We start from the raw sequence: 13,803 nt of genomic DNA, 5'->3' as shown, positions 1-13,803 counted from the left end.
GCCGTCGAGGCCACGTCTGCAAAGGTCACGACGTCAACATTGCCTGGCGTAAAGTCACCATCGTCGATGACGTCGACGCCGGCACCGAGCGAGAACTTGTAAGTGTCGTTGCCGCCTAGCCCTCGTAGCAGGTCGTTGCCGGTGCCGCCGTCCATCTGGTCCGCAAACATTCCTCCAGTCAGGCTGTCATTGCCATCCAGGCCGAACATCTGGTTTGTGTCGTCGAAGGCACCATTCAGGTAGTCGTTGCCGTTTGTGCCGGTGACCGTCACCCGGGACTTGATGTCGGCTGCCGTCCAGACGACGTTATCGCTGAACATGAACCGCTCGACAGTACCGGGTCCGTCCTGACCGGCCGGACCAAAGAACTCGCGAACGGTAATCTGATCGTTGGTGCCGTACTTGATGACCAGATCGATTGTGTTGCGCTCGACTGCGCGCAGTGCCGTCGAGGCGACGTCTGCAAAGGTCAAGACGTCAGCGTTGCCCGGCGTAAAGTCATTGTCTTCAATCACGTCAACGCCATCACCCAACGCAAACCGGTAGGTGTCGTTGCCGTTTCGTCCCTGGAGCAGGTCGTTGCCGGTACCACCGACGAGCGTGTCATCGCCCTCCATCCCGGTCAGTGTGTCATCTCCACTTCCGCCGTCCATCTGGTCCGCCAACATTCCGCCAGACAGGCTGTCATTTCCATCCAGACCGAACATCCGGTTCGTATCGTTGGGGGTGCCATTGAGGTAGTCGTTGCCGTTTGTGCCGGTGATCGTCACCCGGGACCTGATGTCGGCTGCGCTCCAGACGACGTTATCGCTGAACATGAACTGCTCGACGGTACCGGGTCCGTCCTGACTGCCGGGGCCAAAGAACTCACGAACGGTAATCTGATCGTTGGTGCCGTACTTGATGACCAGATCCTGCGAGTTGCGCTCGACTGCGCGCAGTGCCGTCGAGGCCACGTTTGCAAAGCTCACGACGTCAACATTGCCTGGCGTAAAGTCATTGTCTTCAATCACGTCAACGCCATCACCCAACGCAAACCGGTAGGTGTCGTTGCCAAAACCTCCTAGAAGAAAGTCGCTTCCTGAGCCGCCTATGAGTTCGTCCGCCCCGTCCCGGCTATCAAGTATGTTGTCACTTGTATTCCCGGTCAGGGTATTGCCCAAATTGTTACCCGTGCCGTTGATGGCAGCTGTGCCACTCAGGATGAGGTTCTCGACGTTGCCGCCCAGGGTGTAGCTGATCGAGGTATTGACCGTGTCCGTGCCGCCGCTGCTCGCTACTGCGTTGGTTTCGAGCACCACGTCGTCGATGTTGTCAATGTGGTAGGTGTCCGAGCCGTCTCCGCCCGCCATGGTGTCGGCGCCCGCAAGACCATTGAGTTCATTGTTCGCACTGTTGCCAATCAGCGTATTGTTTGCCGTATTACCGGTACCATTTATCGCAAGAACGCCAGTCAGCGTGAGGTTTTCGACGTTGGCGCCGAGCGTATAGCTGATGGAGCTTTCGACCATGTCCGTGCCTTCGCCGACGCTCTCCGTCACGGCGTCAGCAGCCGAATCGACGACATAGGCGTCGTTACCCATACCTCCCGCCATCGTGTCGCTACCGGCACCACCATCCAGTCTGTCATTGCCGGCGCCACCCGATAGCGCGTTGTCGCCGGCATTGCCGATGAGTACGTTATCCAGTGCGTTACCCGTGCCATTGAGAGCGGCTGTACCTGTCAGCGTCAAGTTCTCCACATTGACGCCCAGCGCCCAGCTCACCGAAGCTACGACGGTGTCAGTTCCCTCGCCGACATTTTCGGTAACGACATCCGATGCAGCATCGACAACATACATGTCGTTGCCAAGACCTCCGATCAGTGTGTCGTTGCCAAGTCCTCCGTCGAGCCAGTCGTTGCCGCCAGCGCCGCTCAGGATGTTGTTGGCCGAATTGCCTGAAAGCGCGTTATCCAGGCTGTTGCCAGTTGCAGTGGTCGCGCCCGGCGTGAGCACGAGGTTCTCGACGTTGGCGCCCAAACTCAGACTGACGCTCGAGTAGATCGTGTCGATGCCGGCATCCGCATTCTCAAGCACAACATCGCCGCCCGAATCCACCAGATAGGTGTCGTTGCCCAGACCACCGGCCATGATGTCGGCACCGCCGGCGCCATCGAGAATGTTGTCCGCATCATTGCCGGTGAGCACGTTGTCCAGCACATTGCCGGTGGCGTTGACGCCAGCGGTTCCGGTCAGCGTCAGATTCTCCACTGCGGTGCCCAGCGTGTAGGACACCGAGGACAGCACTGAGTCGCTGCCTTCGCTGACGTGTTCGACGACGGTGTCGGCCTGATTGTCGACGACATAGACATCGTCGCCTGCGCCGCCGACCAGTGTGTCGGCGCCCTCGCCGCCATCAAGCACGTTTGCCGAGGTGTTACCGGTGATCCGATTGGCCTGATGATTGCCCGTACCGTTGAGGGCGGCAGTGCCGGTCAGGACCAAGTTCTCCAAGTTTTCCATCAGCGCATGGCTGATACTCGACTGCACGGTGTCGAAGCCGCCGTCGGGCAGTTCGACCGTCGTGTCGCTGGTGTTGTCGACGATATAGGTGTCGTCTCCGGTGCGTCCGGTCATGTTGTCCGCACCCGACTTGCCGTCGATGGTGTTGGCGCCGCTGTCGCCGACCAGTATGTCTGCCAAGTCTGTGCCAAGTATCAGGCCGGGTGTTGCAGCGAAGCGGAAATGACTGGCGTTCAGAGAACTGCTGGAAACCCCTCGCAGCATGACGTAGAGGCTGTTGCCTCCATTCGTAGCACTGACGCTGGAGAAGATCGTACCGCCGAGGGACAACGTCAAGATGTTGATATCCGTGTAGCCGCGAACCCAGTCGATCTCGCTCAGGTCGATCACTTCGCCCACCTGATTTGGGTCGAAATCGGCGATCAGATTGTGAGCCGATACCGAACCATTGACGATGCTATATCCCCAACTACCGGCTCCATCGGACGACATCCTGAAAATGTCGGCGCCGGCGCCTCCTACACGGGTGCCGTAGTAATCGTAGATGGCGCCATTGACGGTGCCCAGGTCACCTTCGAGCCGTATCAGGTCGTTGCCGCTTCCGCCTTCGAGATAGTCGTCGCCTGCGCCACCCGACAGCACGTCGTTGTCGTCGCCGCCATACAGCTCATCGTTACCGGTGGCTCCCGCGAGCACGTCGTTGCCAGCCTCGCCGAGCAGCACATCGTTACCACTACCGCCCAGCAGTGCATCATCGTCTGTACCACCATAGAGCCAGTCGGCGCCGGCTCCGCCTTCGAGCCAGTCAGCGCCGGGGCTGACCGTGTAGCCAGGGTAGTCTCCCCACAGCGTATCGTCGCCATTGCCGCCATCGATCAGATCGTCGGTCGTGCGCGCACCAAGGACATCATTGCCCCCAAGTGCGAAATAGCTGACATCACCCAAATCGGCGGGCAGCAATCCGTTCTCGACGCCACTCGTGAGATAGGTCACCACGGGATTTTTGAAGTAGCCAAGATAGCGGTTCAACATCGCCGCGTCGCTAACGAATACAAAATTTTGCTCGCTGATCTGGGTCGGAGACAGGTTCTTAAGCACGACGCTTTGTCCGCTTTCCAGTTGCAGGCGCGTATCCGTACCTTCCTGCAGCGCAGCGATCTGAGTGAAATCCGTCAGTTGACTGAATCCGACCAGAACGATTTTCTCGGCACCGTTGGCAACCGTAAAATCCGTGATCGTGTCGGTGCTGCCAGCATCCTGATGAATGACGAACAGATCGTTTGTATTGCCGCCCGTGTAAGTGTCGTTGCCTTTCCCGCCGTCCAGGAAGTCAAATCCGTCCCCGCCGCTCAGGATGTCGTCTCCACGCCCGCCTTGCAGGCGATTGGACAAAGCATTGCCTGTCAGGGTGTCATTGCCGTCCCCGCCATATGCAAACTCGATATTGCCGTTGATCGTGAGATTGCGCCCCGCGATCGTGCTGGAACTGCCGTTGTTCAGATTGATGATCGAGCCGCTCGAAACCGCCGCAGCATTTATGATGTCCAGGCCGCTATTGGTATCGTTGAGTGTGGCGCGGTTTGTCCCCGGTGCGATGGTGAATTCATCGGTGTAGAAGTACTGGTCGTCTGCCGTCGTTGATATGACCGGCGTTTCTCCCGAGACTGTATCTCGACTATCTATCGTCTGATTCCAATCGCTGCCGTACACATCGACCTTCCAGCCATTGAGCGTTCCAGCACCTCGCCCACTGCGATCGGTGATGCGCAGTTGCCAGTTGCCCTGTGCGTTTTCACCATAGCTATGCGTGGTATCAAGCGCGAATGTGAGTTGCCCGGTTCCCGCGTCGCCGCCAGGCGTCGCGGCGCTCGTGCCGGGATTGGCAATGAGCTTGCTTGGCGTACCTGTTGGCGAAATCAGTTCAACGGTCAGGTCGCCCCAGTTCGAATGAGTGATATCGAGACTGACGGTAACGTGCTCGGCACGGATACCGGCACCGATCGACACTGTGCGCGTGACTACCCCCCCGTCGGTGATCGCAACACCGAGATTGGCGCCACCATTCAGGCTGCCTTGCCCGTTGGACAGGTGACGCTCGTTGTAACTTGTGTGACTGCCCTCCCACGTTTCGGCCAGACGAACTGCCGCACGGGCGTCAACCTCGCCGAAACCGTAATCATGGCTCGTATGCATGCCGCCGCCATTCCAGTTGTTGGCGCCGTTCCACACCGTGTCGGTATTCGGATCGTTAACCTTTCTCGCCGTCAGCGCGAGTATCTGCTGAACATCGCGCCAACCGAGATTCGGATTCGCCTCGAGCATCAATGCCACCACACCGGAAACGATGGGCGTCGCGAAGCTCGTGCCTTGAGTGACACTCGTATCACTTCCAAAAATCGTTCCCGCGTCATTCATCTGAATACTTGCGGTCGATGTGACGTTGGAACCCGGAGCAGACACAAGAATGCTGGCACCCGGATTGCTGAATGGTGCCTGCCCGATGTTGAGTGTCGAAATGTCTCCAACGGCGTTGATGGCGCCCGTGGTGATCACCGCCCGGTTGGCAGTGAGCGCGTTGGTGTTGGTATTTCCACCGTTGGCGCGATCATTGCCTCCCGCCATGACGATTACGGTACCCAGGCCGTCCCGCCCGAGCTTGATCGCGTCAAGCAGGCCTTGTTGCACGGTGCCGACCGGAACCACGTTGATGTCAAAATTTGCGGTGGCTCCCCAACTGTTGTTTACAACGTCATAGTCTTTGAACTTGGCGAGCGCATCGGTAATCTCGTCCTCAAGCGCGGAGACTTCCAGTCCGGTGCCTTGAATGTAGTGGCCCGACAACTTTGCGTCATAGGCCACGCCGACCACGCCCTGGCCGTCGCGTGCACCCACCATCACACCGGCCACAAGGGTTGCGTGCTGGCTGAAACTTTGTGGCGCGCTGTTGTCAGGATTCGCTAGCCAGTTGAGGTCGACATTTGCCTGCAGGTCGGGGTGACGGTAATCAAAGACCTCCGGGCCTGTCGAGAAAGGCATGCCGGGCTCGAATTGCGCGATCCTCACGCCGCGGCCGGTGTAATCCTGCCAGACCGGCAGCACATTGATCTCATTCAGATACCACTGGTCTGTGAAGAGCGCGTCGGTGGGCATGTCCGGCGTTTTGATGAACACCTGCCCGCGCATTTCCGCCTCGGTCGTGGTTCCGGCGATGAAGGCGACGGCACCGGGTGTGCCATCTGCATCGGCGATCTTGTACTTGAAGCTCATCACGCCGGTATAGGTGGCATAGGGCGTGAACTGGATTTCGCCGTTGGCCGTAAGCGTGGGTGTCCATTCGCTGGTGGCACTGTTGTAAGTGCCGACAATGGTGCCGCCCTTGAGATCGCTGATCGTCGTGATCTGCAGCGCATCGCCCTGCCAGTCGCGGTCGTTGGCAAGCAGATCGGCGACCTTGATCAGCTTGGTGCCGGTGCGGTTGTCGATGGTCAGCACGTCTTTGACCGGCAGCGGGTTGTCCAGCGTGATGTCCACGGCCGAGATATCGGCGAAGTTCAGCTTCTCGATGCTGGTCAGCATGTCCGCGCCGTCGCGGCCGGCCTTGGTGTCAACCACCCGCCAAGCGCTGTCTGACAAGCGGGTAATGCGGTAGTCGGCAAACGAGCCGGAGAACTCGGCGAAGTCGGTGCCCTCGCCACCGTCGAGCGTGTCATCGCCCTGCTGGCCTTTGAGCACGTCATTGCCGTCGCCGCCGGATAAGCGGTCGTCGTCCTGCCCGCCCTCGATCAGATCGTCGCCCGCGCCGCCATAAAGCTGGTCCTGGCCGCGCCCGCCGCGAATCACGTCGTTGCCCGAACCGCCGTCGATCAGGTCGTTGCCGTTCTCGCCTGACAGCGCATCGCTGGCCGCGCCGCCGATCACGATGTCGTCGCCATCGTTGGCGCGCACGAAAACACTGCTCCTGCCGCCACCGATGAAAATGTCGTCGCCGGTGCCCCCCGCGACGACTTCCACCCCGGCCTGCGCCAGATTGAGCGTCACGCCTTCGGAGCCAACCACCTGCACCATGTCGAAGCCGTCGCCGGCGTCGATGTTCTGCTGCAGGTCGGCCGCGTCGATGATGAGCATGTCGTCGCCCGCGCCGGCATCGAAACTGTCCGAGCCCTGTCCGCCCACCAGCCAGTTGGCATTGGCGTCACCGATCAGCACATCGTTACCGACATTGCCATAGACGTTGTCCACGCCGAGCACGGTCACGTCCAGGGTGGCCCCGGTGGTCAGCGTGGATACATGGGTGCTCTGGCCGTCTTCCGCGCTGACGTTCGTGCCGCCGCCAACGCTGCTCGCATTGTTCCCCACAGGGTTGGCGATGAAACGTGCCGCCTGCGCTTCGCGGGTCTGGCCACTGATGACGAAGGAACCGGTGGCAAGCACTTCGTTGCCGCCATTGACCAGACCGGACTGCGCGTTGGGCGAGAGGTTGATCGAAGTGATACCCAGTGTGCCCAAGCTCTTCAGTTCGCCGGCGTCGGTCACGCCATCGTGGTCGGCATCGACCCAGATCTTGACGTTGTTCCAGGCGGTATCGGCCGACGTGAATTGGTTGTCGCCATTCGAATCCTGGCTTTTGAGCGCAGCGAAGCCGTCGGCGTAGGGCTTCGTGCCGGCGTCGCCGCTGCTGCCGGCCGTGCCGTTGAAGTATTCGGACATCGTTTCGTGGATGCCGTCGATCTGACCATTGCCATTCAGGTCCATGACGACGATGCCGTCCTCGGCGCTGACCCAGCCAGTCAGTTCCTTGCTGCCACCGTCGTGGTCGATGTCGAACAGCACGGGGGCTTCCGCGAAGGAAGTCAGTTTGACGCCGTCGCCATTGATGTCGAGCACCAGCGGATCGACCGGCGTCCAGACGTTGGCACTGGCGGCCTGTTGATTGGTGTACGAAGCCTGAAGGTCGACGAGAGTCAGATCAAGGTAGCTGGTCGGGAGGTTGGTCCAGGCATCGAAGTTAAGCAGATTGTTGGCACCGGGCATCCAGTCGCCGGAAAGAATGGAATTTGCCGCTTGCTGCGCGCCGGTGGCGGTATTGACGTTGCCGACACCCTGCAGCAGATAAACGCCGGCGTTGATGAGCGTGGCGTTGTCGGCGTTGGGGGCCGTGGTGGGGTCGACGGCGTCGGACTGAGCTGCAGAAAGAGAAGGGGTAATTGTGCAAGTGAATAGATTTACTATCGACCCACTTGTCGGTGAATTCAAATCAGTGATAGAAGTCACTTTGCCTTGAGCTGTAAAAACGAGCTCACACGACGTGCCGTCAGGTTTGCTGATCTGAATTGACCGGTTGTCCATTTGCCCAGAATATTGGAGCGCCGCCAGTGTCGTGCCATCTGTTTGCTGAACGGTGAACTTCCCGGGAACTGGCGTAATTATCGGTTGTCCTGTAACGGAACCTGTCGTTGTCTGATATACGGGTACGAGTTGAACTGTAGAACTTGAATCTCCCAGGACTGTACTGAACATGGCTAAAGCCTGGATGATCTGCTCTGCCGAGTGAAGATTGCTTGCTTGATCACTTCCTATGGCATATACGGCGCCCGCTGCTGGATTAAACAGCGTGAGTAGGAAGGCTTTTAGCGCCTGCATACCTGAAAACTGAAGCCCCGGTAGGTACTGGATATTTCCAATCTGTGTTCCTGTTCCGTTGGAAACGATGCTATTGACGATAACGTAATTATTGAATCCCGATGGAGCTCCTTCCCCGTTTATGGGTAGCCCAAGCGTAAAGCATGCGGCTTGGAACTCAGCGGTTTGGGCAATTCGCCATGCGGCCCCGGGATCAATTGTTGCACCGTCAAAACCGAATGCTTGCGACACTATTTGTGCAATAGCTCCACCTAACGAGTGACCCGTGACAAAAATGGCGGTTCCAGGAGGAAGGCTATCCTTTATGGTCTTTGCAAAATCCAAGCCTTGCTGAAACTGCGTATTCCAATTCCCCAAGTAAATTGAAGTGCCTGCACTTGCATCGTTGGCGCCGTCGGTGCCTCGATATGAAATGGCTATTGCGCCGGTGTTTGTGTCTCTAAAAGCATACGCGACAAACGACCCCTGTATGGTCGGCGCGCCGTACCGTAAAAAATTAGAAAGAACGGGATCTGTTGCAAGTTTATGATCGACAGTATCGAGGTCATCGTATGCAAGCAGCGCAAGCTTGCTGAGTGCCACATCTTGCTGAACGGATAAAGTCATTTCAAATCTCCTTCATTTGCTTTGCCTTGGGGATTGAGTGCTTTCAAACAAGCTTTTGTAATACCGTGCGTTCGCTTCCTTGGAAAGCTGTATTGCTTCTTGTATCTTTTGACTAAACGTTGCAGGAAAGGAAAATTCGTGAAAATTCTTGATGGTCGGGCCTGTCATTGAATCCCGGCTTTCCAGTCGGAATACAATTGAGGAGTTTCTCTTTGAGTCGTTCGGCAATGTGCAGCCTTGACTTAACGATAGAATTGTTAGACCCGCAATCACATTGCGCTTGAAACCCCAGATTAGAACGAGGTCTCCTCCGTGGCCATCATTGGCGCTACTTCGCGCATTTGTGAACCAAGCAACCTCTTTTCTGGAGACTGGGTCGGCAAAAGGGCGTAACGTAGAAGTTCGGTTAATACCCCTGTTTGGGATGAACTCAGTTGTTTCTATTATGGGTGCGCCATCTTTTTCCGTTGGAGTGCGGAGAAAAAATGACGAACTGTAGCGCCAGTGCCAGTCGGCTTTTTGTTCTGGGCGCAACCATGGCAAGGGATGTTTCCGTTCGTCGATATAAACGTCTAGCATGCATCGATTTTGGTTCATACATTGTTCAACTTTTCCGCCCATGCCACAAAGCCGATATCCGGGGTCTTCTATGCGAAATGCGATGGCCTCGATACCGACAAGTTGGTTGTCTACCCCGTCTTTAGACATGCCGAATGTTTCTGCAAACGCTGCGGTGTAGGCCCAGATATTGTTGTCTTTCGTAAAGGCCTGTCCGTCGAATTTCTGATTTGTTTCGTGACGATCGGATAGTGTATTTCTACTATATCCTTCTTGATTGGGTGTTTGTCCCTGAGCGTAAGCATTAACGCCGGCGACAACTAGAGCAAACGCTATTATTGGAATGCAATTATCTTTGATCACGCCAATTCTCCATTAAATAAATTTACCAATGCTTACTGTTTTGCTCAATATTGTATTTCTTCGATTTTTTGTGCTGCCTTGGAGGCATTAACTCTTTCATTCACCTCTCTCCTAAGCTTTCACTCACCGTTTTACGCAGTGGATCCAGGAAGTACTCGATCACCCTGCGGTTGCCGGTATGGATTTCGGCGGTCACCGCCATGCCCGGCGACAGCGGCACGATGCGTTCATCCACTTTCAGTTCGGCGTGCTTGAGCCGGACCCGTGCCTGGAACACCAGCCCCTTCTTCTCATCCGCCACGGCATCCTGCGAAACGAAGGCGACTTCGCCCTCTATCGTTCCGTAGCGCGTGAAGGGGAAGGTTTCGACCTTGATCACCGCGCGCTGACCGGGCTGCACGAAACCGACGTCGCGGTTTTCGAGCACGGCTTCGACCTCGGCCTGTTGTTCGTCCGGCACGATGGCCATCAGTGGTTGCGCTTCGGTTACCACGCCGCCTTCGGTGTGGATGGCGAGTTGCTGCACGGTGCCGGCGACCGGGGCGATGAGTTTCTGCTGCACTTCGCGCGTGCGGGCCTTGATCAGTTCCTGTTCGAGCTGGTTGGCGCGCTTCTGTGCTTCGAGTTGTGCGGCGATGGCATTGCGTTCGAATTCGGCGATGAGCGCGGCGCGCCGGCTGCGGGCTTCTTCGATGCCTGCCATCAGTTCGAGGGCGTGCGCTTCCTGGTAGCCAAGGTCGCGCTCCTGTTCGATACGCACTTGTTCGCGCTCCAGATAGCCGTGGCGCGACACGAAGTTGCGCTCGACGAGGCTTTTGTAGTCTTCGGCGCGGGAGCGGGCGATGGGCAGCGTTTCCGTGAGCTTCTGCACCAGTTCGCGCGAGGCGGCCAGCTCGGCGCTGCGGCGGCTGATTTCGGCGTCGAAACTGGTGAGTCGAGCCCGATGTTCCAGGTACTGGCTCTGTGCGGCGCGTTGTTCGGCTCGCAGGTCGTCCGGGTGGATGCCGGTCAGGGCGGGCAGTCTTACCTCGGCTTGTCTGGCCTGGCCGGCACTGGTCAGTGCCGCGTAGCGGGCGGCCTCAAGCCGGGCGGCGTTGAGGGCCTGCTGCGCACGCTCGGTTTCGGCTTCGGGGGCCGTGGCGGCCGCTTCGAGTTCGACCAGCAGTTGGCCTGCTTCGACATGTTGTCCATCGCTGACGTGAATGCGACGGACCACGGCGGTTTCGGCCGGCTGCACCAGCTTGGTCTTGTCGGCGGATATGACCTTGCCGGAGGCCACGGCCACCATGTCCACCCGCCCCAGCCAGGACCACAGCAACCCGACCACCAGTGCGGCCACGAGCGCCCACATGATGGCGCGGGGGGCTGCCGGCGCAGGGGTTTCGATCAGTTCGAGCGCGGCAGGCAGGAACTGGCGTTCCAGCGTGCCGCGCGAGGGCGGCTGCAGATCCTTGCGTTGTGCCCAGGCGGCACGAAAGACCTGCCAGTAACGGGCGAACAGTGCGGGAAGGTGGCGAATCAGTATTGTCGACATGTCAGAGGTTCCGCGCTGCCCGCCGGGCCGCCCCAAGGGCAAGCGCAGCCCCCTCGGGGGGCAGCGAACGAAGTGAGCGTGGGGGTCTCATCACCCCGCCTGCAGCGCATGCAGATGCGCGTAGCGCCCGCCCGGTGCGGCGAGCAGTTCGGCATGACTGCCTTGTTCGACGATTTCGCCGGCTTCCATCACCATGATGCGGTGGGCATCGCGTACCGCCGACAGCCGGTGCGCGATGATGATGACGGTGCGCCCCTTGCAGATGAAGCGCATGTTGTCGTGCACGATGCGTTCGGATTCGTAGTCGAGGGCCGAGGTCGCTTCGTCGAAGATGAGCACGCGCGGGTTGGTCATCAGGGCGCGCGCGATGGCGATGCGCTGACGCTGCCCGCCCGACAGCGTCGAGCCCTGTTCGCCGACCAGGGTGTCGTAACCTTCCGGCAGTTCGAGGATGAACTCGTGCGCACCGGCCAGCTTGGCGGCCTGCACGACGGCGTCCATCGATGCGCCGGGGTCGGCCAGCGCGATGTTGTCGCGCACACTGCGGGCGAACAGGCGGTTTTCCTGCAGCACGACGCCGATCTGCCGGCGCAGCCAGGCGGGGTCGGCCAAAGCCAGATCGACGCCATCGACCTTCACCCGCCCGCGCTCGGGCACATACAGGCGCTGCACCAGCTTGGCCACGGTGCTCTTGCCGGAGCCGCTGCGGCCGACGATGCCGAGCACCTCACCCGCGCGCAGATGAAAGCTGATGCCGCGCAACACTTCCGAGCCGTCGGGCCGGTAGCGGAAACGCACCTGATCGAATTCGATGTCGCCGCGCAGCGCCGGCAACTGGGTGCGACTCGCGGCGCGCGTTTCGGTCGGCGTGTTCAGGATGTCGCCCAGCCGCGCAACCGCGATGCCTGCCTGCTGAAGTTCCTGCCACAACTGGGCGAGACGCAGTACGGGTTGGGCGACGCGACCCGCCAGCATGTTGAAGGCGATGAGGCTGCCGACCGTCATTGCGCCGTCCATGACCTGGTAGGCACCCAGCCACAGAATGCCGACAGTGACGAGCTTCTGGATGAGCTGTATGCCTTCGCCGGCGAAGGCGGCCAGTTTCGTCACGCGGAAGCTGGAGGCGACGTAGGCGGCGAGCTGTTCGTCCCAGCGGCGTATCGCCTGCGGTTCGGTCGCGCCCGCTTTCAGCGTCTGGATGCCGGAAACGGCCTCGACCAGAAATGCCTGGTTCTCGGCGCCGCGGGCGAATTTCTCGTCCAGCCGGCGGCGGAACGCGGGCATCGTCGAACCCATCAGCAGCGCGTAAAGCGGCAGCGAAGCCAGTACCAGCACCGTCAGCGGCACGCTGTACCAGAGCATGACGGCGAGAAAGACGAAGGTGAACAGCAGGTCCATCACCGACGTCAGGGCTGGACCGGTCAGGAAATTGCGGATGTTCTCCAGTTCGCGCACCCGCGCGACCGAATCGCCGATACGGCGCGCCTCGAAATAGGCCAGCGGCAAGCCGAGAAGATGGCGAAACAGCCGGGCGCCCAGTTCAACGTCGATGCGGCTCGTGGTGTGCGCAAACACATAGGTGCGCAGCGCCGACAGCACGGATTCGAACAGCACGGTTGCCAACAGGCCGACACCGATCACCTGCAGCGTGGCCAGGCCTTGATGCACCAGCACCTTGTCCATGACCACCTGGAAGAACAACGGGGTGACCAGCGCAAAGATCTGCAATGCGAACGACGCGACGAGCGCTTCCGCCAGCAGGCGCCGGTATTTCACGACGGCGGGGACGAACCAGGTGAAATCGAAGCGGGCGAGGGCGCCAGCCAGTTGGGCGCGGGAGGTGATCAGGACGGCGCGGCCGGAAAGACGGGCCGCCAGTTCATCCAGCGAGAGCAGTACCGGCCGTTCCGCCTGCGGGTCGTGAATCAGCGCCCTCTCGCCCTCGACCCGCGCCAGTACCAGAAACTCGGCGGCAGCGCCGTCGTCGTCGTGGTGCGTTTCGAGAATGCAGGGAAGTGAGCCTTTGCCAAGGCGCCTGATCCCCTCCGGCGTTGTTTCGAGGCGGGCCGTTTTCGACTTCAAGGCCAGACCGCGTGCTGCACGGACCAGATCATCGGCCGTGACCGGTGTGCCGCTGAGGCCGCGCTGATGATGAATCTGCTCGGCATCGGCAGCGCATCCGAGAAATCGGGCGACCAATGCAAGGCATTTCAGGCCACTGAAGCCTGGTTGCGAGCTGGTGGTGGGTGAGGCCGGATGACTCGCAGCGTGTGGTTGATTCATCAAGTTATTTCATCTTTTTTTTGACGCGCTGCGTATGAGATGCCTTGGTCATTGCGCGGAGTCCGGGAGGCAACCTTGTTTGACTCCTGAATATGCGTATGACACCGCTGCTTATTTAAAAGGGATCGTGTTTTTCGGCATTCGTCCGAATGGATGATGCGTACCCGCTTGACTTCGTAGGGGTGAGCGTCCGGCGCGCCTCAGCGCGTGGTTAAGGAAGGCAAACGGATGTGTTAAATATTCGTGACGGGTGAAATTCCCGTGCTTCCCGAACCGGGAAGGCGCGGTACGAGATGCGCCTCGATATTTTTCGCG

Annotated in this window: 4 protein-coding genes; all 4 read right to left on the bottom strand. The window is 59.4% G+C overall.

Annotated elements, in window-relative coordinates; all coding sequences use genetic code 11:
• On the bottom strand, positions 1-8,750 hold an 8,750-nt coding region (locus Q8Q80_RS19080), incomplete at its 3' end, for a S8 family serine peptidase (RefSeq protein WP_305634640.1).
• A gap of 12 nt (positions 8,751-8,762) precedes the next feature.
• Positions 8,763-9,671 (bottom strand): hypothetical protein, encoded by a 909-nt coding sequence (locus Q8Q80_RS19075; protein ID WP_305634638.1) that lies wholly within the window; start codon positions 9,669-9,671, stop codon positions 8,763-8,765.
• Positions 9,672-9,771: 100 nt separating this feature from the next.
• Entirely contained in the window at positions 9,772-11,205 is a 1,434-nt protein-coding gene (locus Q8Q80_RS19070; RefSeq protein ID WP_305634636.1) for an HlyD family type I secretion periplasmic adaptor subunit, read from the bottom strand.
• Between the two features lie 90 nt (positions 11,206-11,295).
• A complete protein-coding gene (locus tag Q8Q80_RS19065) occupies positions 11,296-13,404 on the bottom strand; it encodes a type I secretion system permease/ATPase (protein ID WP_305634646.1) in 2,109 nt (702 codons plus the stop codon).
• Positions 13,405-13,803: the final 399 nt, after the last annotated feature.

Origin of the sequence: Methyloversatilis sp., from assembly GCF_030698125.1 — a bacterium.
GTDB lineage: Bacteria > Pseudomonadota > Gammaproteobacteria > Burkholderiales > Rhodocyclaceae > Methyloversatilis.
Note: the sequence above shows the minus strand (reverse complement) of the source record. Positions and strands in the feature narration are given on the sequence as shown.

Bases quoted from the DNA above. Each gene is read 5' to 3' on its own strand.
- Q8Q80_RS19070 (WP_305634636.1), bottom strand. From the start codon at position 11,205: ATGTCGACAATACTGATTCGCCACCTTCCCGCACTGTTCGCCCGTTAC.